This is a genomic window from Alteromonas ulvae, assembly GCF_048987005.1.
Taxonomy (GTDB): domain Bacteria; phylum Pseudomonadota; class Gammaproteobacteria; order Enterobacterales; family Alteromonadaceae; genus Alteromonas.
Genome location: NZ_CP185261.1, coordinates 3,922,816 through 3,947,282, shown reverse-complemented (window position 1 = coordinate 3,947,282; position 24,467 = coordinate 3,922,816). Strand labels below are relative to the sequence as shown.

At 44.7% G+C, this 24,467-nt stretch carries 17 protein-coding genes; 1 reads left to right on the top strand and 16 read right to left on the bottom strand.

Annotated elements, in window-relative coordinates; translation table 11 throughout:
• Positions 1–15: 15 nt before the first annotated feature.
• The 5 genes from ACOJR9_RS17060 to ACOJR9_RS17040 all read right to left on the bottom strand — a co-directional run bounded on the left by ACOJR9_RS17060 (position 16) and on the right by ACOJR9_RS17040 (position 5,283).
• Positions 16–972 carry an ATP-grasp domain-containing protein gene (locus ACOJR9_RS17060; protein ID WP_420934086.1) on the bottom strand — a complete coding sequence of 319 codons (957 nt, stop codon included), beginning with the start codon at positions 970–972 and terminating at the stop codon, positions 16–18.
• A 203-nt stretch (positions 973–1,175) separates the two neighbouring features.
• Positions 1,176–1,370: a hypothetical protein gene (locus ACOJR9_RS17055; protein ID WP_420934085.1), complete on the bottom strand. Its 195-nt coding sequence runs from the start codon at positions 1,368–1,370 to the stop codon at positions 1,176–1,178.
• A gap of 46 nt (positions 1,371–1,416) precedes the next feature.
• On the bottom strand, positions 1,417–1,728 hold the full coding sequence (locus ACOJR9_RS17050; RefSeq protein ID WP_420934084.1) for a helix-turn-helix domain-containing protein: 312 nt from the start codon (positions 1,726–1,728) through the stop codon (positions 1,417–1,419).
• The gene (locus ACOJR9_RS17045) at positions 1,715–4,027 is read right to left on the bottom strand and encodes a peptidase domain-containing ABC transporter (protein WP_420934083.1); all 2,313 of its coding nucleotides are present in this window, start codon (positions 4,025–4,027) and stop codon (positions 1,715–1,717) included. The genes ACOJR9_RS17050 and ACOJR9_RS17045 overlap by 14 nt, the downstream gene beginning before the upstream one ends.
• A gap of 2 nt (positions 4,028–4,029) precedes the next feature.
• Entirely contained in the window at positions 4,030–5,283 is a 1,254-nt protein-coding gene (locus tag ACOJR9_RS17040; RefSeq protein WP_420934082.1) for an HlyD family secretion protein, read from the bottom strand.
• 508 nt (positions 5,284–5,791) lie between these two features.
• On the opposite strand from ACOJR9_RS17040, the gene ACOJR9_RS17035 reads away from it, so the two are divergent.
• Positions 5,792–7,336, top strand: a complete 1,545-nt coding sequence (locus ACOJR9_RS17035; RefSeq protein ID WP_420934081.1) for a hydroxymethylglutaryl-CoA reductase — start codon at positions 5,792–5,794, stop codon at positions 7,334–7,336.
• A gap of 160 nt (positions 7,337–7,496) precedes the next feature.
• Here the strand turns inward: ACOJR9_RS17035 and ACOJR9_RS17030 are convergent, their stop codons facing one another.
• From ACOJR9_RS17030 to ACOJR9_RS16980, 11 genes are all read right to left on the bottom strand, one after another.
• Complete coding sequence (locus tag ACOJR9_RS17030; protein WP_420934080.1) at positions 7,497–9,032, bottom strand: M20/M25/M40 family metallo-hydrolase; 1,536 nt, start codon at positions 9,030–9,032, stop codon at positions 7,497–7,499.
• A 141-nt stretch (positions 9,033–9,173) separates the two neighbouring features.
• Complete coding sequence (locus ACOJR9_RS17025; RefSeq protein WP_420934079.1) at positions 9,174–10,124, bottom strand: VWA domain-containing protein; 951 nt, start codon at positions 10,122–10,124, stop codon at positions 9,174–9,176.
• The gene (locus tag ACOJR9_RS17020) at positions 10,124–11,182 is read right to left on the bottom strand and encodes a VWA domain-containing protein (RefSeq protein ID WP_420934078.1); all 1,059 of its coding nucleotides are present in this window, start codon (positions 11,180–11,182) and stop codon (positions 10,124–10,126) included. The genes ACOJR9_RS17025 and ACOJR9_RS17020 overlap by 1 nt, the downstream gene beginning before the upstream one ends.
• A 15-nt stretch (positions 11,183–11,197) precedes the next feature.
• Positions 11,198–11,968, bottom strand: a complete 771-nt coding sequence (locus ACOJR9_RS17015; protein WP_420934077.1) for a MotA/TolQ/ExbB proton channel family protein — start codon at positions 11,966–11,968, stop codon at positions 11,198–11,200.
• A gap of 124 nt (positions 11,969–12,092) precedes the next feature.
• Positions 12,093–14,090, bottom strand: a complete 1,998-nt coding sequence (locus ACOJR9_RS17010) for an SUMF1/EgtB/PvdO family nonheme iron enzyme (protein WP_420934076.1) — start codon at positions 14,088–14,090, stop codon at positions 12,093–12,095.
• 10 nt (positions 14,091–14,100) lie between these two features.
• Positions 14,101–15,552, bottom strand: a complete 1,452-nt coding sequence (locus ACOJR9_RS17005; protein ID WP_420934075.1) for a hypothetical protein — start codon at positions 15,550–15,552, stop codon at positions 14,101–14,103.
• Positions 15,553–15,574: 22 nt separating this feature from the next.
• Entirely contained in the window at positions 15,575–16,828 is a 1,254-nt protein-coding gene (locus ACOJR9_RS17000; RefSeq protein ID WP_420934074.1) for a hypothetical protein, read from the bottom strand.
• 21 nt (positions 16,829–16,849) lie between these two features.
• A complete protein-coding gene (locus ACOJR9_RS16995) occupies positions 16,850–17,416 on the bottom strand; it encodes a hypothetical protein (protein ID WP_420934073.1) in 567 nt (188 codons plus the stop codon).
• Between the two features lie 216 nt (positions 17,417–17,632).
• On the bottom strand, positions 17,633–20,974 hold the full coding sequence (locus ACOJR9_RS16990; RefSeq protein WP_420936161.1) for an amidohydrolase family protein: 3,342 nt from the start codon (positions 20,972–20,974) through the stop codon (positions 17,633–17,635).
• Between the two features lie 413 nt (positions 20,975–21,387).
• Entirely contained in the window at positions 21,388–22,737 is a 1,350-nt protein-coding gene (gene gorA, locus ACOJR9_RS16985) for a glutathione-disulfide reductase (protein WP_420934072.1), read from the bottom strand.
• Positions 22,738–23,040: 303 nt separating this feature from the next.
• On the bottom strand, positions 23,041–24,348 hold the full coding sequence (locus tag ACOJR9_RS16980) for a response regulator (RefSeq protein WP_420934071.1): 1,308 nt from the start codon (positions 24,346–24,348) through the stop codon (positions 23,041–23,043).
• Between the last annotated feature and the right edge of the window lie 119 nt (positions 24,349–24,467).

Sequence of the window (24,467 nt, the reverse complement as noted above, 5' to 3'; positions counted from 1 at the left end):
TGCACAGGCAGCTATTTATACAGTTAACAGTTTCAGCAGCCTTCCTGTGATGTCTATACCCGTGTCGCGTTCAACTTTAAGAAAAAAAGGACTTGGGTTAGCCTCTAAGAAAAAGTACGTATTCTTGTTGGTTCTTCGCCAATCAATAGCGCACCAATGCATGCCAAGCGCTTTGCATATTCTCACTGCTAAGCGTTTAATGTCTTGCGGTATCACTGCAATTATTGGCGTAGCGCAATCATCATTTCTATAGTCCAACTCATCCGAGTCGATGCGAACACTGACCACTTCATTGCCTAGCACGTAGCTTCTAATATTCGTACCGCTTATATACTTTTGAAAGGTAACGGGGCGTTGCGATAGCAAGGTAGTCAGTAACGGCCGTAGATGTTCTGTTTTATTGACAAACTGCGCGACTTTGCCGCCCCGCACTGGTTTGTAAACCACCTCCTGCAAATTACTGCAAAATTGCGCCGCGGCCTCAGGGGCATTGCCGACAAAAGAATAGGGAATATTCGCGCCTTGTTGCGACGCAATACTTAACTGCATGGGTTTGCACTGATGAGAGCGCACGGCGTCTATGGAGTTCACCCATTTTGTACCATGGTACGTAAACCAGCACAAAAGAGTGCTTGATAACTCTTGTTCAACCCACATGGTTTGAGCGGCTGTTTGCTGCACACTTTTTGATGATACGGGGGAGTCAGATCCCGCTATTATTGTTTTCGTAGGAAGGTACTGGTGCCAGTACACTGCCCTAACTGCTGAAAACATGACTCTTTGTTGGGGCTTAAACTGAGATGACGCAAAATATAAATATCCTTCATTACAATCTGGGTCAAAACTAATGGTCCACTGACTGCCAAAATAGGCTGTATTAGCAATAAAATAGGGTGTGCTTTGTTGGGTTAGCGCGCTCGCCAAATGGATGAGCTGCGCATCGTTCTCGTCGCCAATAAGTCCAATGTACATGCGGTTTCCTTTTTGCACGAAAAATGTAAAAAAGCTGAAAAGTGTAAAGGGCGTCATGCTCTTTTTTACGTCGATACCTGCGTTAATAGTTATGCATTGAAGACCAGCATCGAAGAGCATAAACTGACTGCGATTTGCCGCACAATATGCTGCCTAAGCGTGTTTACAGCTGGTTAAACGACGCTTGGCAGGTATTAGAAGGGCTAAGCAAGTATATCCGGTAAGGGGCCCCCGCCTTCACCAATAGCCATGGTGATATAAATTGGCTCCTTATAAATCGGCAGGCTGGGTAACGCAAAGGTTGGAGGTTTTATACCTTCAGCTTGGTACGTGCGGCCGCCGGATACAACAAATAGTTGCTCTTCTGCTAGTATTACGGTTTGTTGTTGGTCTTTCATTGATTACGCTCCTTGTATTGGCGTGGGTTAAAGTGGAGTCGTTGCGCTAGTGCGCGACAACTTCGCGGTAAAGGGTTCTGAAGCAGCCGGCAATCAGTGCGGTTCGACTGGTGATATTGAGCTTTTTATAAATATTCGCGCAGTGGAATTTAACCGTTCGCTCACTGATAAATAGCTGATCTGCAATTAGCTTGTTCGAGCATCCCCCCATTATTTTGTGAACAACTTGAAGCTCTCGTTTTGACAAACACTTTATGGGGATAAGTGTGCCGCTTGATGTAATACCTTGGGCCTCAATCTGCATTCGCTCAGATTCGGTCATTAGGACGTTATTTTCTCTCACTTCATGTGTTTTCATTGATGTTCTCCATAGGGGTATCTACTGGCTCTGTTTCTTTGATTGAGGGGGGTAAAGGCTGCAAGCTTGAATTCGTTAATCGGTAAACCGTATCTGCAATGGCAATGGATTGGGGGCGATGAGCAACTATAATGCGAGTGATATGCAGCGCTTTCAGGTGGCGATTAATTTTGTCCTCGTTTGCCATATCAAGATGGCTACTTGCTTCATCTAAAAATAAAATGTCTGGGCATTGGTAAAGGGCCCGAGCAAGTAATAGGCGCTGCTTTTGCCCGCCACTTAAACTACTTCCCATATCGCCCACCAAAGAGTGATATTGCATAGGCATCACCGCTATTTCTTCATGAATACATGCCAGCTGAGCGGCGTGAATAATCTGCTCAAAACAAGGCGTTTCTGAAAAACAGCTGATGTTCTCTGCAATACTACCGTTTAGCAGCGTGTCTTCCTGTAGTACCGACGCTATTTTGCACTGCCCATGTCGCGTGGTGTGATGCTGGTGGCTAACGCTCCCTTCACAAACCTTATAAAGCGCCATAAGACATTTGATAAGCGTGCTTTTGCCACAGCCACTATCACCAGTAATAGCAATAATATCGCCTCGACGTACCTCTAAATCGATGTGTTTAAAAATAGGCTCGCTAGCTTCGCTATATCGAAAGCTGATGCTTTTTGCTATGAGCGCGAAGTCCTTACTTGTGTAGGCAGTTGAGCTTCTCGAAGTAACGTCGGCGCCTCTCGATACTTCTGCCTCACTTGTTGTTACTCCATCTGATTGAGAGTTAACGATTGCTTTAGGCTTTTTAGATCGTCGATGTTGAGATAGATGAGTTTGCAGACTATAAGATGAGAGTTCCGCAGATTTCACAGGCGAATGAGTGTCTGGTTGAGTTAATACAATATCGCCTAAGCGAGTAAAGTGAACACTCAACATTTTAAATTCAATAATGCTATTCATAACGCCATCTACCGCGCTGGTAAAACGGGTTTTATAAGCAATAAAGGCCAATAGCATTCCAATGCTCATGGTGCTGTCAATGACGAGCAGGGCGCCAAGGTAAATAACAACGAGGTTTTCTAGGCCAAACATGGCTTTATTTACAGCGTCATTGGCAGTGTTGAGTTTGCCCAGACTAATATCTTTATTTAGTGTTGCAACGAGCTTATTTTGCCAATGGCTGTGGCGCTGTACTTCTTGGTTATATACCCGAATGGGCAGAATACCGCGCATACTTTCAATGAAGTGACTTTGCTCCGTTGCCGCAAGGCCTATTCTCTCAGAGGTTAGCCGTTTTATAAGCGAAAGCACACCAAGGCGACAGGCAATATATAGCGCCATTACCGCAACAACTAACGCGGTAAGCTTTACTGAATACACAGCCATTACCACCAAGGTAATAACGGCCAGTAAACCATCAAGCAAGGCGGTAACTACCCCAGTAGTTAAAAATTCTCTTATCTGACTGAGCGAGCTAAATCGAGAGACAACATCACCCACATGCCGTTTGGCGAAATAGTCTAAAGGTAGTGAGAGAAGATGCTTAAAAACCGAAGCGGAAAGTTGCAGCTGCAAGCGCATAGATACGGACAATACCAGCAGCTTACGTAATACGTAGGTGGCTATTTCAATGACCAACAATAAAGCAAAGCCAATCACTAGTGCATTGAGAAGTGCATCGTTGCTATAAATCAGCACATCATCTACTACCGTTTGCATGTAGTAAGGCCCGGCAAGCGCAAACAGTTGTAATAAGATAGACAGGGCAATAAGCGTTAGCAGGTTTCGCTTAAAGCCGATTGCATTTGTGAAAAAGTCTTTCAATGTTAGCGCAGGGGCAGTCCTTACTGGTGTAAAGCTGTCAGCGAGTGACACTTCAAGAGCTATACCAGTAATTGATTGAGAGGCTTCGCTAAAGGTGAGTATCCGCTCGCCTTGAGCAGGGTCATTGATTGTGACTTTGTTTTTGCTTACACGTGTTAAGACAACGAAATGCTTCATATCCCAATGCAAAATAGCGGGGCAGGTTAGCTGTCGCAAATGTTCTATTTCAATTTTTAGAGCACGACATTGAAGGCCCACATATGCACCAATATTCATAACATCGGCTAGTGTGCAACCGCGCATAGACACCGAAAGAGTTTGCCGCAGGTGGTTGAGATCTCGTTTGTCACCGTAAAATTGCGCAATCATATTGATACATGCTAGGCCGCATTCAGCCGCTTCGCTTTGCAATACAATAGGGATTTTACGCTTGGGGAAAAACGAAACATTAAGTGGTGTAGCAGCTTGTGCGAACATGCTTAGAGCCTCCCTGAAAGACTATAAAGAGGCTCTAACAACCACTCTATTAGTGTGCGCTGACTTAGCTCAATGTCGGCAGAAAATGTCATGCCTGCTTTTAATTGAATATGCTCACCGTAGGCAACAAGTGTTTCGTTAATAAGCTCGGCAGTAACAAGATAAGCGGGCTGGTTCGCAATCACTGGTGTATCGTTTAATTCACCAGGCAATATTAAGGTTTTAGAGATTCGAAGAATACTGCCCGACTGCATACCAAATTTTTGGTAGGGAAACGCATCATAGCGAATACTGAGCGACTGTCCTTCGTCAATAAACCCAGCAGAGTGAACGGGCACTAACATGTGTGCCTGCATAGAAGAGAATTGTGGCACCAGAGTCAGTAGTAAGTTATTACCTTTTATGTCGTAGCCGGGCTTGATATGCAGGCCCGACACAATACCGTCTTGAGGCGCGTAAATAGTCTTCTCACTGGTGCTGTTATGAGTCACTATTTGGTGATTTAAATCGCTCAGTGCATTTTGATAGTTCGCCAGCTCATTCTTCTGCTGCATCGGCAGCGATGCTCGCTCCTGAGTTAGCGACGAGATTTTGTTGTTAGCAGTATTGAGGTTTTGAACAGCGCGCTTTAACTGCTGCTCGCTGGATAGTTTTCTTAACTTTTGTTCTTGATAGGCAATATGACTAACATGGCCATCATGATAAAGCGATTCGGTTTTCTCAAAATGAGCACGCGTTACCTCATACTGAGAGCGTGTAATATCAGCTATATCGTTAAATTCTACCTGCTCTTTTTGGGCATGAGATAGAGACACATCAAGCTTATATAACGCCGCGCTTTGAAGAACGTGGAGACGATCGATAATCCCTTGTGTTCTTTTTCGTTTTTCTTCGAGCTCCTTCAGAAGCTTTTCACTTATAGGGTCGCCAAATGTATTTTTTCCACCATAGCTTATTTTTAGCAGTGATGTTCCGCGCTCAACATACTGGCCTTCTAAAACAAAAAGCTCTGATATTTGCCCGCCGCGGGAGTCGGCATAAAGTTTGTACACGCCGCCATTAGGTTCTAACCACCCTTGAACCGAGGTTTTTCTGGCGTAGCTACCGTGCATGAGAAAAACAATAACCACTAAAAGCCACGCCATGAGCAAAGCGGCAAGTAACATAAAGGCTGGTTTTGGTGTCATTAATAAACGACCGGAAATGGCCGTCGATTGATGGTCAATTGCTTCTTTTCGAAATAGTCCCTTTCTCATTATTGTTCCTTTTCCCTACACCTGTAGGTATTAAGCAGTGCACATTCTTTGTAATGATCTAACCGAATACGCCTTGGAAAAAGGTACCTGGCTGTCTCTTCCGTGCAGACGTTTTATCCTTGGCATCGTATTCCCTGATGCCTCCATTATTGCTGCCAGATACCTTCTAATCATCGTTGTTGCGACGACACATAAACTTTAGGTAATTGATTATTGGTGTGTAATTTGGCGAAGGCCCAGTACGGTGTAGGCCAATAAAAATAGGGCGTTGGCTCAGTTTTGAAAAACGTGGCGCAAAAAAAGATTAGAAAATGTGTATAAAGCAGTAAAGATTGACCTACATTAAATAGCAAGTAGTCATAGATCGGTACAAAGAATGTGCTATAAAAACAGTAGCGCTACTCAGTAGCCAAGGGTGTGCCCTGATAAGATCAAATAGAAAATAGAAAAATAAATTCCAAAGAGATAAATGAGAAATAAAAAACGTATACGCTAATAAGGAAGTCTCATGTTTGTGCCCAGCATTTTACTAAAACAACTCTACACACGCGCCAGCCTATCAAAAACGAATACGGGGTTGTCGTTCTCGCTTAAAAACAGATTGAAAGATGCAACCATTGAAAAGCTGCATTGGGTTTCTTTGGATGGAGAACGAATTCCAGAAGATAAAATTTCACTTCAACTTACTCACGACACGTTTTTATCTGCTGCTGAGTTGAATCAATCTGACGGTAAACCCTTCGCGCTTAGACAAACCATCACGCTGCATTTAGACATAGAAAAAGACGCTAGCCCTGAAAAGCGAAAGCTAGGGATCTGCTTTTCTGCATCGCCGTTTGGTAAGTTAAAGTTTGAGGTAGAGGACAATATTACGTTAGCGGGGCAGCGCAGTGCGCATATTCCTCGTGATGACTTAGATGATTATGGCGAGGCTATTATTAAAACCCGCCAACAGTATTTCGAAAGTGCCACCGGTAATAAAGTAAATCATGTCGGGCAGTATTCGATTGATCCCAACGAATTGAAGGGCAACATCGAACATTTTATTGGCGTTGCCCAAGTGCCAATTGGCATTGCAGGCCCGCTAAAAATAAATGGCGAGCATGCAAACGGTGAGTTTGTTGTACCTCTAGCAACCACAGAAGGTACATTAGTCGCGTCGTATAATCGCGGTATGAAGTTGCTAAACATGAGTGGTGGCGTAACCGCTACCGTTGTAGATGATGCCATGCAGCGGGCGCCTGTGTTTATCTTTGAAAATGCCCGAGGTGCAAGAGACTTTGTGAAATGGGTACAGGAAAATATAGAAAAAATACGAGAGGAAGCCGAGGCTACGTCAAGTATTGCTAAGTTAACGTATATCGACCACTTTCTGTCTAACAAATTTGCCTTCCTTCGCTTTAATTACCGTACGGGCGACGCGGCGGGCCAAAACATGGTAGGTAGAGCCACATTTGCCGCTTGCGGGTGGATACTAGACCACTACGAAGGTATTGAGAATTTCTATTTAGAGTCGAATTTCGCTACCGATAAAAAAGCGTCACAAATTAATATTATGCGTACCCGGGGTAAGCGCGTAACTGCAGAGGCCACCATCAAGCGTGAGCATTTGCTAGAGGTGATGCGGGTAGATCCTAAACAGATTGATTATCACGGACGAGTGGCGGGTGTAGGCTCATTCTTATCTGGCGTAAACAATACTGGCCTGCATTCACCAAACGGTATCACTGCAATGTTCATAGCCACAGGGCAAGACGTGGCAAACGTGTCCGAGTCATCAGCAGCAATTATGTACTCAGAGCTAACCGAAGAAGGAGACTTGTATGTCTCGATTACCATACCGTCGTTAATTGTGGCTACCTATGGAGGCGGCACCGGCATTGGCACCCAAAAAGAGTGTTTGGAACTACTTGATTGCTACGGCCGCGACCGCGTGTATAAGTTCGCTGAAATCATTGCATCGGTAGTATTGGCCGGAGAGATATCACTGGCATCGGCCATAAGCTCGTCAGACTGGGTGTCGTCCCACGAACAGTACGGCCGCAATAGATAACGTACGATGCTTAACAGCACTGTTAGCGCATGCTCAAAGCCAAATAACTCGTTAGGAGTTAGGTGAGAGACTCGCGTTTAATCAACGGGAGTCTCTCTTCACCCTCATCCACTTTCTTGTATTTACTTGCAACAGCGAACATGAGTCAGATCAAACCCGCTTAGCGATCATATTCCGACAAAATAGTGGCATATATTGCTACCGCATCCCACAAGTTCTGCAACCGCAGGTTTTCATTGCGACCATGCTGGTTATTATCATGATTAGCAATGGGCAGAATAATAATAGGCATATCAAGAGACTGCTCAAATAAATAGATGGGTAAACTGCCGCCAAGAGTTGGGGTTAGGATAGTGGACTGCTCATCCATACTATTCATGATAGCGGCTAATTTTTTTGCTTGTGGGCTATCTATTTTTGAGCGAAAGGCAGGGTAGGCACCTGCACGCCAATCTAGCATCACAACTTTGCTGTTGGATCTGCGCAACTCCACACTAGGCGGTTCATACACGATGGTATAACCCTGTTTTTTAATGTGTGCTTCCATTTTTTTGCGCAAGAATGCTGGCGTTTGGTCTGCAGCCAATCGCATATTAATGGATGCCGTGGCTTCTGACTGTATTATATTGCGCGCCTGATTACCTACGCCGCCCGCTTGCAGCCCCTTAACAATAATGGCGGGGTTAAGTACGCCTTCTTCTACTCGTACTGTTTTACCCAAACTTTCGGCAATGGCTAAGTCATATTTAAGCTGCTCATCCACGGCAGGAATATTTGCGATTGCCTGACGCTCCACTTCACTGATAGGGCGCACTTCATCGTTATACCCATCAATTAGAATAGTGCCCTGCTCGTCGGTCATTGAGGTGAGCAGGCGCATTAATCCATCGGTAGGATTGGGAGAGAAATTACCGTAATGACCGCTATGCAGTGGGCTTAACGCACCATAAGTGGTGATATCTACGGTCATGCTGCCGCGCATACCAAATACGAGCTGCTTATTTCTGCTTGGGTGCATTGGACCGTCGCAAAATAGCATGAGGTCGGCCGTCATCTTGTGGCCGTGTTCTTTTAAAATAGCTTCTAAGGTTGGACTTCCTACTTCTTCTTCACCGTCTAAAATAAGTTTTATATTCACGCTAGGCGCTACGTTATGGGCTTTCATTGCGTCTAGCGCTGCCATTAGCGCAATGACTGGGGCTTTGTCATCGCCAGCAGAGCGAGCCGCCAGTCGCCATTCCGGGTTGAGTGGCGATTTGCCATCCCAATCAACGGGTTCACCACCACGCTCGATGGGTTTATCGATGAGCGTAGGTGTAAAAGGTGGTGTTGCCCAGTTAGTAGGCTCCACTGGCTGTCCGTCAAAATGGGCATAAATCAGAATAGTTTTGGTCGCACCCGGTACGCTTTTTTCTGCCAAAATATAAGGTGCACGACCGGCCGATACGACTTCCGAGGTAAACCCTCTTTGCGCAATATAGTGGGTTATCCACTTGGCGTTAACCAGCATGTCCTGTGTGTTAGCGCTTACGTTGGGCAGGGCTAAGAAAGACGTAAAATCTTGCAGTATTTGCTGTTGATTTTCTTGGGTGTAGTGTTTGATCTCACTGAGAGTCTTTGGCCGAAGGTTTTCAGCCTCAGATGGCAACGTGAATACTAAAAAAACCAATAGCAAGGAGTATTTAAAGCCGCGCATACATTACCTTTTAATAGCGAACGAGTTGATTAAAAGTAAGGCATTCGCTTGGCATAAGCAATTTTCTTTAACGTAGGAGGAAGCCGTGTTACTGAACCTCGAGAACACAAACGGGTTTACGTCTCATTAAAAAATACTAAATTAAAAATACTGACCTATAAACGCACCGCGGTTTCGCTTGGCAACGGCTTGCATAAAAGCGCCAAAGCGCTGGGCATTGCCACTACCGCGACTAAAACCTACCCCATGTATTCGTATAATTGGCTTGCCATCCGCCCCAGTATTTGCCTGCGTGATTTGGGTTACCGTGCGATCAAAATTGCTTAGCTGATAGTCATCACCAAATACATAAAGGCTCACTTTCCCTTTTGTGTTTTTATAGAGCTTTATTGCTTTTAAAATACCCGCTTCAGGTTGACTCGCACCACCTTTAAAGCTTTGCATTTGGTTCATGGCTGCTTTTCTTAATGTTGGCCTGTCGTCTAACCATTGCCCAGCTTTACTTGAAAACATGAAGTCACCGTCGGCTGACATAATTTGAAAACCTTTCATTTTAGGGTGATTTTGCAGAATATCGTTAACGATGTTGATGACCCTATTCCAGCTACTTCCATTAGACATAGAGCCTGAGTTATCGATAGCAAAAATGACATACTCTGCGTCGGTAGGTATACCGCCTACATCATCATCGGGAGTATCTGTTGAGTTCGGCGTATTTAACATGGCGGTGGCTTGACGAATTTCAGCTCTCAGTGATGATGCCTTGTCTTGTAGCTGCGTGATGGTTTGCTGGGCACGAGGTATAGAGGCGTTTAAGTTTTTTTGCTTATCGGTTACCGAGGCAGTCTTACTTTGAGCCGATTTAAGCTCTTGTTGTTTATCTGAAAGTGCACCTTTCAAAGTTTCCACACTTACCTGTGCCTGTAAAACTTGGTCAATAAGAATACTTACGTTACTAGGGCCTCGCTCGGTATCTTCAGTGCCATTTTTTGCAAGCAACACCAGCATGATTACCGCGCCGAAGGCACACGAGATAATATCTAAAAACGCAATGTTAAAGACTTCTACGGGAGCGCGTTGAATTTTCCGCATTACGGCCACTCCGGAGCAGGTGAAAGAAATGTGCCGCTGGTTACTCGGGTCCATTCCCAATACATAGGTGTTGCAAAAGGATCGCCCTCAATGGGCAGTAGAATAACGTTGTAATGTACCCCTTTCTTCGCGCGCTTTACGGTTTCTACAAACAGTGCTTTTCTACAGTCAGACGAAATAGACTTTTTACTACTGATGAAGTTTTTGCAATTCAATGGCAAACCATCGCCTAGCGTTGGCAGACCGTCCGTCACAATGTAAACATCGGTTATGTTTGAATTAGCTTCAAACATAACCCGCAGTCCTTCTTGAAGATTCGTTCCTCCATCTGGTACCACTGCACCTAAATCCTTGACGATCGCATTCATGGATTCACTGACTTTTGCGCTAATGATTTTCCTTATGCCCAGTGTTTGAGCTGTATCCGAAAAGGTCACAACAGAAAGTCTTGATGTTTGCGGCACCCTCGCTAGCATCCATTGCGCCACTCGTTTTGTACGTACCCATTTGGCTGTTGACACTTTTTGGCCATCGTTTAATGCCAGTTTGCTGAGCACATCAAGCAGGTTGTCTCCCATCATTGACGCGCTTTTATCGATTAAGATACCAATGTCCGAGCCTTCTATCTTAAGCCCCGTTATATAGTTCTGCTCGCCGGTGCCTTGCATTTGAATATTGGCCGATTTTTCAACTTCTTTTGATAAGGCGGCTAGCTGATTTTCAAGGTCGGCCACCACGGCCATTTCGGTAGACATATCTTGTAAAAGCTTAGACTGATCTTGCGTACTATTCTCTTGGGCTTGCTCAACATCATCTTGCTTGGCCGATTCAAGGGCTATTTTATCGTTTACCTCATCTATCGATTTTTTTAGCTGCTGCTGCTCGGTTTGTGCTGCCGCTAATTCTCGTTCCAGCTTTTCTTTTTCATCAGTAGGAGTGGGTGTGAACGCATTAAAATCGACCAATATGAATATAAGAATGACGGCGCCTAACCCGCATGCCATAACATCGAGAAAGGCGAGATTAAATCCGTCTACGGGTTTACGGGTTTTTGGCATGCTTACGTTGCTCTATTAGTTGTGTAGGTGTGAGAGCAAGTGACGTTCACAGGATGCTTGTGTGCGTATCACCATGGTATCTTGGCGACCGTTAAGTAGGTGCATTAGCAGCATTAAAATAAGAGAGATAAACAGGGCAACAAGCGTAGAGTTAAAAGCCACGCCAAGCGAGGCGGTCATTCCAGCAATATCGCCCTCAAGCGCGGCATCAGCTTGAGCAAGGGCCGCGCCAATACCACGCACAGTACCCACGAAGCCAATAGAGGGGATAGCCCAAATAATGTATCGAATAACGTTATTCCCACTTTCTAGTTGTGCAGCAATGTTATCAATGGATGAATGAATAGCATCGGCGGCGTGTTGTACATTGTTAGTGTTTTTATAGCGTCGAATGCAGTTTATCCACGTGCTGTAGGCTGGGGTATCACTGTAAGAGGAGGAGGATAACTCGTTAAGTGCGTCATCAATGACGAGCGGCGTATCTTTATTGTGGTCTGGCAGCAGATCGCGAGAATAAATTTCCTCTTCATCAAGCAGTTTCCATAGCTTGTACACCATCAAAAAAATACAAAATAGCATTAAGGAAATACACACTTGTTGTTCAATGTCTTTCAAAATAACCCAGATAGATGATAGAGAGGCCGTACCTGTGCTGGCAATGACTTTTTCGGCAGCAGGTCTAATGAGCCCTGCAAATAAAAAGTGAACAATGGCGAAAATAAGCAGAAAAACGCCGCCGCTAAAAAGAAAGCTTGGATTCATTGATAACGCATTATTTTTATTCATAGTAAATCCTTGGCGCTAAATGTTTGTTGGAAAATCTTGAGGAGCGTCTAACGACACTAAGTATGCGCTTGCAGTTCCGGCAACGATCAAAAGAATGGCCGCAATGATTAATTTTTTCTTCATCTTAGTTTTCATACCTTGCTATGCGAAAACCAATGTCATCTTGTGCGCTCGTTTCGCCGCTTCTCACACTGGCTCTTATATTTTTAAGTCTGCCTATTTTAAACGAGGCACCTTTAACAACGTGCTTGTTGCCATTCGTCGGCCCCAAATAATCCAATGCCGTGCCGCTACTTTGGGGTGGTGTTACAGAATACACATCATGCACCCACTCACGAACGTTGCCGTCTAAATCAAAAAAGCCACCGCGCTCTGCATCAAACGAACCCACCGGCGCTGCACCAGCAAATCCATCGTCGTAGTCTTTTAAAATAAAGGTTTGCTTGCCCTTTAATGAGGCATCGGCAAAGTTGCCTTGTTTGTCTCGTATTCGTTGCTGATTTCCCCAAACAAAGGTAGTGGGGGAGGCACGTCGATTCATTTTGGCGATAAATTCCCACTCGGCTTCTGTTGGCAGCCGGTAGCCTTTCGCGTTAGTGTTAATGCCAACAACGCGTTTACCCTGCATGGCATAGAAGGGGGTTAGCCCCTCTTTTTCGCTAAGCCAATTAGTAAAAGCGACAGCGTCCTCCCAAGAGACATCAGTAATGGGCTGCTTAGCATCTTTTGTCTGTTTGCTCTTATTTTGACCAACAAAAGCAGCATATTGCCCTTGAGTAATTTCGTGCCGAGATATCCAAACTTGTCGTGAAAAATCGACGTTGCGTTGATATTCATTGCGCTTGCGATCTTGTTCATTCGGCGGTGAGCCCATTGTAAATGACTTGGGTGAGATTAGTGAAAGCTGGATACCTAAGGTAGATATAAATAGGGGAGTGCCGTCACGACGCCTGGCATCAAACTCTGTAAGCATTTCGGCATTTACCGTAGTGAGAGAGTTACCGTTAGGCGTTATCTTTTTCTCAACTGTTCTGTAGCCACCACGCTGAAAGGATACCCGTGTTGGAAGCGTTTGTAGACGCAACCGCAAGGGAGTTTCACCTCTATTTACTCCATCAATAAATACCTGAGAGGTAAGCGAAGAGGTAAAACTGACATCGCCCATTTCCTGGGCTAACTCAAAGGGAATTGTTTTTTGTTCTCCAGGACTGAGTTTCACGCTCTTTCGTTGTGCCACAAAACCAGGCTTTTCATATGTTATTGAATGAGATACATCGGCACTAACGCTAGCATTCGACGCTGTAGGTTTGCCATTAATGCTAATAATGCCACCTGGCGGAGTCACTTCAATCGAGAGCTGCGCCTGCAACGCCTGTAGGTTGTAATCTCTACGGGGCGATAGCCGTTGATTACTGACTTCAATAGCATCATGTAATGGCTCAAACCCTTCCTTCATTAACGACACATCGTAGCGGCCGCCAAACTTAGTCATTGTTAAAGGGGTATTGCCAGCTTCTTCGCCGTTAATTGACACTGCGGCGCCACTTGGTACTGAGTTTATGGTCATACTTCCTGTAACTGGTGTTAACGTTAATTCCTTTTCGATGACATCAGCTTTCTCTGCAGTAATACTAACTACAGCCTCATTGAAAAAAGGGTGTACCGCAGTAATATCGTATTGCCCTTCCGGTAATTCGGTTTTTAATGTGGTAGAAGCCGCTACTTTTTCGCCGTTTACATACCAGCTGATATCTGGCACCACAGGCGCTGTAGAAATAGTTAATGTGGCGGGCAGTGGCACAAGCTTTACATTGATAGTACTGGGCGATTGACCATCAATAGTGAGTTTGGTTGGCTTATATTTGGCTGCCGATACAGTAACATCCGCAGTGCTTCCAATCACATACAGTTTGTCGCTAATAAAAAAAGCAGTTCCGCTAAGTACAGAGAATTGAGGCGCTTTTGCAGCATCGTCAGGATAAACAGAAAAGGCATACCCTTTGGTTAAAAATAGCCAACTAAAATAGATAGCTATAATAATCGACAGCCCAATTAGAGAAAAAATTGCTGCGCTCTTTCGGCGTCGCTTCCCCTTGGCAATGGCTTCATCAATGCTACTCAAAATGGTTTCCTTATACTTTTTCTGTGCAAATGATGTTTACAGATAAATCTGTCGTCGAAGGCGTGACCTCAATGTTTTTGATAACCGAGCGGTATCCTTCACGACTTCCTTCTATGCGGTAGGTGCCGGGCTTAAGCTGGATTGTTTTCGTTTTCACCTCTCCTACGATGCCAACGCCTAATACTTTTATGTAGGTATCATCATCTGAGGTAATAGTAACGGCCCTTGGTGTGTTAACGTCGCTTATTATTTTTGTGAATGTCTCTGCTTGTGCCCGAAGCTTGTCACTCTTACTAAAATAAGGCTCTGCACTTTGTAATGCCGCTATGGCAGCCTGCCTTATATTGCTATCAGCAAGACGTTCGGGACGTTGTTGAAAGCTCGCTATTTGCCTGCGGCTTTCAAGAATTGCTTTTGCATTTTTATTGGCCTGTAAAAGCAAAGTACTGGTGGGAAACTGAGTTAAACCCTTAGTGGCAAGTAACGACACAGTTTCCCATTCGTCGGTACGTGAAAAAATGGCCACTTGCTCTTCAATCTTACTCAGGTTTTCACCAGCAATCAGGGTATTGAGTCGCTGGGAAATAACTTCCACTTCTTTGCTGTTTGCTTTTATAGCTGCGGCATCAGCTAATCTTTGGCTAGCAACGCTGTAGTTTTTATCTTTTATAGACTGATTAGCCTGTGCTAAAAATGCAGCAAACTGGGCATCCGCTTGCTGCTTATTCAGTACAGCAAGGGCCTGTGAAGCATCTTTTCTTAGCGGATCGAGTTTTACAATACTGGCGTAGGCCTGTTGCTGCTTTGTAATGTTGTTTTCAATTCTGCCTATCCTGGCCTGTTCGTAGGCATCTTGTACTTGCTCAAATACGTCTATGCGCTGCTGAAGGGTGTTAGCTAACGGGAATTGTGGGTTTACGGCTAACGATTCACGATTTAAATTAAACGCAGTGCCGTTGTCGTTTTTATTAAACGCAGCCAGTGCCTTTTCATAAGGTTGGGTGTAGGCCAGCTCAAATTCGCTTTGCAAAGTACTATTGTCATCTTTTATCTCGTCGATAAGCAGCTCGACTTTTGCATAATTAGATGCAGCGTACTCGTTAAACGCGTCGTCGAGCTTGTTTTCTATATTCGTCGCGGCCTCCCGAAAGCGGTTTGAATAACTGACGCGAGCAGACATTGCTTCTGTCTGCTCTTTGATTTTGCTTAATGCAACCTGTAAGGCCTTTCGTTGCGCCTCACTAAAGACTTTTTGGTTTACATCAATAGAAGAGGAGGGGGACGTCGTGTCATTTTCATTGCGAGAATGCCGTTCTTCGGTTGATGTTATTGGTAACATGGAAATGAGAAACCCACCCACAGCGATAACAGCAATAAATACTAGCCCGCCAAGCAAAGACTTTTTAATTACCGCTTTCTTCTTTGCTCGACTTTCTTCTATGGCTTGTTCGACGCTTTGCATAGGCTTCTCGTTATTGCCGCGCTTACAGCGTCGTCATCGGTGTGGCTTCCATATCGTAAATGTCTTTTAATCTAGCGCGAAGCTGATAATACTGCTCGCTTGCTGTGCCTTGAAGTTCAATGCGTTGGTTGTCAATTTCAACAATTTGATCAGCAACTTTTATATCCAAGTTTTGCCCCATTTCATCGAACAAATCACGCTGGGCATGCAGTTCTTTATTGGTTTGAATTGCCTGGCTAAGTGACCCGATAGCGGCAATGCCCGCTCCTGCAGCGGCAACTTGCCCTGCTGTTGAGCTTGAGTTAGATCCCAGCAATACCGAGGCAACAGCAAACAGACCTGCAGTAACCTGTTTGGTGGTGCGTTTGGCTTCTAATTCGCGAATTTTCTTTGCTTCAGGCAAAGTTTCCTTTTGATATTTTCTGTACGCTTCTTCTGTTGTTACCCAAAAAGAATCGTAAGTTTCTTGCAGGCTATCAAGAAACTGTTCGTCTTTTGCTTGAATGGCACGAACTCGGCGTAGCATTGGATCGCTTTCAGATGGGGCACTGACTAGTTCAATTCCGCCTCTGCGGCTCTCTTTAAGATACTGGCTGAAGGTTTCTGGGCTGTACATTTGAGCATAGCGAAGGTCAGCAATGGTTTGAACTTCTGCTTTGTAGGCTTCAGATTTTTCTTTAAGCAGGTCATATACAAACTTTGCAATGTCGTCAAAAACAGGGCCATTCGGATTCTCACCGCGAGACATGGCGTCTCTGTACCAGCCTTCGCTTACACGATATTCAAACTCTTCCTCGCCCCACACGGTGTTTTTTGCGTCCATGACTTTTACACCAATTTCTACCGTTTCAGTATCTGAATAGTTAATGATGCCAAGTACATAAACGTCTGCAAGTGCAGAGGCGTCGGGAGTAACATTTATGCTGCCAAACGATTTTGTTTTGCCTAATGCTTCTTTCGTGGCTACAGCAAAGCGATTGGCTTCTAGTCGTCTGACCTGCGGCCAGATTCCTTCTTCTTCAATCTCATCATAGTCAATCGAGCCATCGCTTTTGGTTGGAAAGCCAGGGTCGAAGACTGGGACAGCAACGTCCATAAAAATAGAAGAGTTATAGCGATAGGAGTTAGACGAGGCACCTAATGGTTGACCCGAGCTTGGGCCTACCATTGATGGACCTACGCTTGATACGTTGGTTTGCGTTGAGCCACAACCGCCTAAAAATAAGAGTGAAGCGGTAGCCACCACGGTCAATAGTTTTTTATGTAATGAAGACATTTCCTTTCCTTCTTCTCAGTGTTATTTACAGCCGTATTGTTCTTTTAATTCTTTAAAATGTGTTCTTTCCGACTCAGTGGTTGCGCCTTGTAGACCAGTATTAACCGCGTCACACACGGCCGAACTTCCGCTTTGCGCAGGGCCGCCAACGGTAGTTTTTGAGGTTGCCGAGGTAGATTTTGTTGACGAGGCTTGGGAGTTTGTCGATGCAGACGGCGAACTAGATTGCTCAGCACTATTTCCTGAAGTACCAGTTTCTGAAACACCGGTACCGTTTGCGCCAAGTGCGCCCGACCCGCTGCCAGAAGAACCGCCATCACCGCTGCTCGCTGCATCAGCAACACTTTGTGCAGCAGATTGTGCAGCGCTGGTCATGCACTCTTCAGTTTGATCGAGCACGCGGAAAAGGGACTTATCCATTGCTTCAATTTTTTCTGCCTCAGTCATTAGAGAGGTGTCCTTTTCGCCGAAGTCAATGAATGAACAATCTTGAAAGTAGATAGGTGTGCCCTCTGCTTGTCCAAGCTTTGACATGCATAAAAGAACGACGAACATTAGAAAACTGGGTATATTTCGATTCACGTTCATTAAGTCCTTTTAAGATTGAAGACCGAAGATTTGGGCATAAAAGACGGCTTTTTACTTTCTTTTCGCCATTTATAGCACCTTTTACACGTCTAAAAAATAGCAATATAGATAAAAAACCAGCGAGGCGAGGTATCACCTCATTCATCGCTGGCTTCAAGTTGTTACAAATTATGACGGGGTAGCCCGTTTGTTAGCACTACGTATTTTTCATTAAAACTAATGCTCCCAATGGAAATGATGAGCCTTAGCTTCAACCGCATCAGCAGTGTCTTGTGGCATAAAAGTGGCATTGTCTTGTTCGAAAAAGAAAGGCTTACGCTTTTTCTTACTGCCAACTTCGTCCATGGTTGCCGATTCATAAACACGACCGTTGAGTACTGTGTATTCAACGTACTCACTCTTTTTGATGTCGTTGAGTACATCGCCATCTATTACGACTAAATCAGCGAGCTTACCGGCTTCAATGCTGCCAAGATCCTTAGACATCCCTAAGTGTTTAGCACCATCAATAGTGCCACCGCGTAATGCCTCCCAAGGAGTGAAGCCGCCTTGTTGCATTATCCACAGCTCCCAGTGAGCCGCTAAACCTTCACGCTGTCCGTGGGCACCAATATGCACACTTACGCCATTATCGCGAAGCTCTTTAGCATAGCTTGCCACGTTTTGGTGGTTATATTGATTTTCTGGCGCACTGGGTCTGCGAATGGCACGACTATCTAAGATAGTTGATGGGGTATACCGCAATAAGCGTGGATTTTTCCACACTTCTGTTTTGTCATACCAGTATTCTTCACCCATCATTCCACCATAAGACACAACAAATGTCGGAGTGTAACCAAACTCTGTGGCTTTCCAGAGCTGAGTAACGTCGCTGTACCCTTTTTCGATAGGAAGGCTGTGTTCCAAACCAGTGTGACCATCCACTAGCATGGTTAGGTTTTGCTGGAACTTGCCGCCGCCCTCGGGCACTACCATCATTTGTTGATTTTTCGAGGCCCATAGAACCTGTTGACGTTGGTCGCGACGAGGCTGGTTATAGCTTTTCACCGAAATAGCGCCCGCTTCTTTCAAACGTTCTACATGGAAATAGGCATCGTCGTAATTGTTGATGATAGCTTTGTAACCAAGCCCTTCCGCTCCATATAAAATAGTGCCTGTAGAGTAAATACGTGGGGCCACAATTTTACCTTTGCGCTGTAGTTCAGACGCTGCAAATATCTCAGTGGTGTCGTTTGAAGGATCGTGAATAGTGGTGACACCAAAGGACACATTCGAGTACTGACTCCAATTTTGCTGCGGAATGATTTCATTTCGTCCTTGCGACCCATGAGCATGTGCGTCGATAAGACCTGGAATAATGGTCTTTCCACTGGTATCAATTTGCATAGCGTCGGCAGGAATGTCGATATCGCCGCGCTTGCCCACTGCTTCAATACGGTTGTCTTTAATAAGCACAACGCCATCTTCAATGACTTCCTGCGTATTGTCAGCGTCGCGCATCGTGACTACGTTACCGCCGACCAGTGCTTTATAACCTGATGGTTTGTCAGCGTCGGTAGAGAACGATAGGTCCATGCCCTGTGCCACTGGTTCTGGCAATGTATCTGAGGCTCCGTCAACAAAGGCGAAGGCTTCATCAAGAGAGCGCTTAAACAATGTCGGGCCGTTAAACCAGCTTAGTGTTTTATTGTCAGGCGACCACGTTAGGTACTCTCCAGCACGACTGGAAAGCTGTGTTACTGGTAGTGAGGTCATGTCTGGACCAATGGTAATTTTCTTACCATTATCGACGAACGGCGCCACATAGGTTTTAAACTGATAAACAAAGGCAATCCACTTTTTATCGTGAGAAAGTTTGTACTCACTTACCTTGGTGCTTCCGTATAGATGAGTTCGCTTATCGTTACCTTTTAGGTTTACACTAGATAGCTGCGTTTCGTAATAGGCTTCACCGCCTGCAGACTCTGTAAAGTAAACACGATCGTCGCCGCCGGCAAAGTGCGCATTATAGCCTCCGTCGGTCACTTTATTCACGGTGTCTTTTTTAAGGTCAGCTACGTAAATACCTGGTTCTACAGAATATTTGGGGTCTAGCAAATAGCCCCCCGTAAATTTACGGAACAGCACTTTTTCTCCATCAGCGGAGAATGATGGCTCAATGTAGTGGCCCGGTTGTTCGGTGATGACTTTGCCTTTACCGCCGCGGGCAGATACTACCCGAACGGTACCGAGATCTTGATCATTCCATGTGGTGTACACTACTTGCTTGCCGTCGTTAGAAAAACGTGGGTAATATTCATCATGATCGCTTTGCTTTGTTAGACGCTTGATTTCGCCTGATTTAACATCGCGAACATAAAGCTTGCCGAGTGCTTGGAATAATACGGTTTTTCCATTGGGTGACATTTGAGACCAGCGGATCATATTGACGTCAAATTTGTCTGGCGCCACGTCTACGTCGAAACGCAGGGCGTCAGCATAGTGCACTTTGGCGTCTACACTAATTTCAATCGTTGATGTGGTTTTATCAGCAATATCGATGGTGTGGAACTTTCCGCCTGTCCAATACACAATTTGAGAGCTATCAGGCATCCAGTCGAAATACGCAAAGTAGCCTTCAGAACCAAAGCCTTCTTGCATATCTCTTTCAAGTGCTAATGTGAGGGGGGTTTCAGTGCCCGTTTTAACGTCTTTGATAAACAGCGCAGTTCTGTCTTTCACGCGACGAACAAACGCAATGTATTTGCCATCTGGTGACGGAGTGGGGACCACTGCACCGCCAGTGCCGCTGATGTAACGGCTTTCTTCACCGGTTTCACGATCAAAACGGGTAATGGCAAAAATACCTTCTAGCGGGTCGCGATTGTATTCAAAGCGACTGCCAGCAACGGTATTTTCTGTGAAGTAGATGTATTTACCGTCATGTGAAAAAACAGGGTCTGCAATGTTTTGCTGGTCGCGCTTTCCGCTGTTTCGCGCCTTAATTTGCAGGCCGTCACCGCCTGACTTGTGATACATCCAAATCTCGCCCGCAGGAATACTGCGACTCGACATAATTCCCTTTGTTACCACAAGGTATTCGCCATCAGGGCTCCACTTGGGGGAGTGAATAAGATTGTTCTTCTCACTCGTCACTTGACGGAGGTTTTCGCCATCGATATCCATAACCCACACATTACTTAGGCCATCACGGTCTGAAATAAAGGCAACGTGCTTACCGTCTGGCGATATAGAAGGGTGAATATTCCATGCAAAGTCCTGGGTAAGTGGCGATGCATCACCGCCATCGATATCGACTTTATATAGGTCGCCAAGCATATCGAACACCATAAATTTGCCGTTAGGTGCCACATCTAGGCTCGACCATGTGGTTTCAGTGGTGCTTATTGCCACTTCATTAAGTGCATAAGGCGGGTTATTGACGTCCCAGTTTTCCACATCGTAGCCGTTTTCTTCTTTACTCTGAGACGTTGCTTCCTGTGCAAAGGTAGGAGCGATACCCGATGCCAACATCGCTGATGCGATGAGACTCAGTGATAATTTTTTCATTGTATTTATTTCCAACTTTTTAATGTCGTTAGTTTTTATAGTGTGCGTGTTGTTGTTTCTCTTTCGTCAAGCCCGTAAACAATAACAGCATTAATTGTTGATATCATACGTTACAACATAAACGTTATATAAACATAACGCGATTAGTGGCTTTCATTAAGTGATGAATACCCGTTAACATTGTATTTACGTTACTGGTAAAAAGAAAAAGAGTGGAGAAATAATAGGCGCAGAGTTTTTAAGCTCACAAAAAAGGCCGCTTTATCTCAAATGCGGCCTATGGTTGATATTTTACAGCAATTGCGACCTATTTAAGGTCACAGTTGCTGATTGGGTCAAAGAGGTTAAATCAAATGCTGCAATTTAGCGCTTAAGTTAAAATCTTAAGTCCAGCGCTTAAGCCCAAAGCCTTAGTCCAGAGGTTAGGTCATGGTAACGAATTCTTCACCACTGGTAGGATGAATAGCAACACAAGCATCAAAATCGGCTTTAGTTGCGCCCATTTTTATTGCCACAGCAAAGCCCTGTAAAATTTCATCCATTCCGTGCCCAATACCGTGCAGGCCAATTACTTTTTCGTCTTTACCTGCGCAAATAAGCTTCATTTTTGTCATCTGGCGATGACGGGTTACGGCGGTGTACATAGATGCAAAGCTTGATGTGTACGTTTTTATATTGTCCTCGCCGTGTGCTTCAATGGCTTCAGGCTCTGTCATGCCAATAGTGCCGATAGGCGGATGGCTAAACACCACTGTTGGAATAAGTGAATAGTCCATATGCGCATCTTTTTGGCCGTTGAACAAACGCTCACTGAGCAGTCTGCCAGCTTTTATTGCTACGGGAGTAAGTTCGGCCTCTCCAGTAATATCTCCCACAGCGTATACGTTTTTCGCTGTTGTGTTCTGGTATTTATCAACTTTAACGGTACCGTTTTCATTGAGTTCAACATCGGTATTTTCCAAACCGATTTTATCGGTAGATGGCTCGCGGCCAATCGCCCAAATTAAGCAGTCTGCTTTTAACTGTTCGCCGTTGGATAACGATATTGTTAATTCACCATCGTCTGCTTTTTCCACTTTTTCAACACTGGCGAAGGTATGTAATTTACAGCCTTCGGTGTTAATCATATCAACCAATGTTTCGTGAATAATAGGGTCGAAGTTTCTAAGTGGTGCATGTTTTCGCACTACCAAGTGAGACTCTGTACCTAACGCATGAAGTACACCGGCTAATTCGACGCCAATGTAGCCAGCGCCCACAATTACAGCTCGCTTAGGCTGCTCTTTCAGGGCAAAAAAGCCATCTGAGTCGATACCATGCTGCGCCCCTTCGATATCAGGAATAGAAGGGCGACCACCTACTGCAATAGTGATGTGGTCTGCCGTAATTTTTTCACCATTTACTTCAATCGTATTATTGTCGACGAATTTAGCGAAGCCGTGAATTAAGGTGACATCGTTAGCGGTTAATACACGATCGTAAGAGGCATGGATACGCTCAATATAAGCTTGGCGACTCGCAATGAGGCCATCCCAACTAAAGTGATTCACTGAAACATCAAATCCATATTCTGGCGCATAGCGGTGCACCGCCTCGGCAATTTGTGCCCCATACCACATGGCTTTTTTGGGTACACAGCCCACGTTTACACAGGTGCCACCAATATCTTTTGCTTCAATAATTGCTGCTTTTTTGCCGTGCTTTGCTGCGCGGTTAGCCGATGCAATGCCACCGCTGCCGCCGCCGATAGAAATATAATCAAAATGTTTCATACAAAAGCCTTTTAAATTCGTGGAGCCAATCTCTTAATGCCATTCTCACATGAATTTTACTGTAACAACATACGAAATAGCATCGCGTGCGGCAATAATGCGATTAACCGCGAGAGATGCATATAATCACGTGTATTAAACACAACACAATAAACAGGTTGGCTGCTATAAGTGTCAGGATGAACCATGGCAGGTTTAGCAGTGTCAAACCGATAGAGAGTTGTGCCTAAAGTGATAATAGTAGAGTAACAAGTGCGCTAGCAGATGATCACAAGTTACTGGCGCACTTTCTAAAAGAAAAAACTAGTGACTCATAGTCTCAGAATTGTCTTCGGGTTCTATTTGAATACTAAATGCTTTGCCTCGCTCTTTTTCAAACTGCTGTAGTTTTTGAATGGTTACACTGTTAAACACGTGGCCCTCGGGCAAGATGAGGATATGACTGTCGTTATACAAATTTTGCGCTAGCTGCATCCCTTCTTTTAATTGGGCTGCCTTAATAGTGCTATCGAGCAACGTAGATGCACCAATGTCCTCTGCGCTTAATAGTAAATCAAGGTACTCACCGTCATAACGTGTGTTTCTGTGCTTTTTCATTTCTGCTTTAGCATCTCGCGGCAGCATTTCTACACCGGTCATTCGGCCAGTTACTAGTCGCCAGTAGTCTCTCGCAATGGATAATATCCTAGCACCCACAGGAATTTCTTTTGCTACTTTATTGTAGAGGCCGGAGCCATTGTAATGTTCAAATTGATATTCAATAATGTCCGAGACGGGTTGAAGTTCTTCTGCTGGAGCGAGAATAAGCGCCGCCTGTTTGGTCTGTGATAAGTAGTTCTGTTGTTGTTGATATTTTAACTTAGCAAAGGGAGAAGCAAAATCTTCTACCAATAAGCCCAACTGACCAAGTTCGCAAATGAGCCCTGCGTACTTTACCTGTTTAATATCGCTCTTTTCCAGCCGTGCAATACGGGCAATTTTTGCCGCAAGCTCGCTCACTTCAATGGCAAATTTACCATTGATATGGGGATTGATACTGATTACATTAAACAGCACTTGCTCCATAGCTTGGTTGTGCTTCTCAATCTTATTAAGTGCAAATTTTATTTGACGAGTTCTTTTCTGGACCACACTTTCAAGAGAGGTATTTATGTCTTTAAGCTTTTTATTCTGCAGGCGGGTCAGCTTCTGAAGTCGAGTATTTTCTTCTTTAAGCTTAACCCGTTCTAACCCTTCATCAATGACTGAAATGAGCTCTTGGTTATTCCATGGCTTTTGCAAATAGCGATGAATTTTACCTTGATTTACGGCCTTGATCGTAGATTCAATATCGGCATAGCCGGTGAGAACCACTCTAAACGTTTCTGGATAATTTTTAGCGACTTGCTCCAACAGTTCGGCACCTGACATTTGCGGCATTTTCATATCCGAAATGACCACGTGAACGGGCTGCTTCTCCATCAACTCAAGGGCTTTAGCTCCGCCATCAGCGAGCAACAAATTAATATTCATTGTAAATAAAGCACGTTTTATCGCGCGCAATATATTGGGCTCGTCATCGACAAATAAGACAGTGTAGGTCACCGGCTTTTCGGGGTTAGGTGCTGTCATAAAAACGTAATCCTTTAAAAAACGCTGTCTCTCAATGTGTAAGCGTCACAATGCTTACGGCGAGTCGCTGCTAATATATTGACTATTCATTCAATACCTCAACCCACTCTTACTATCCT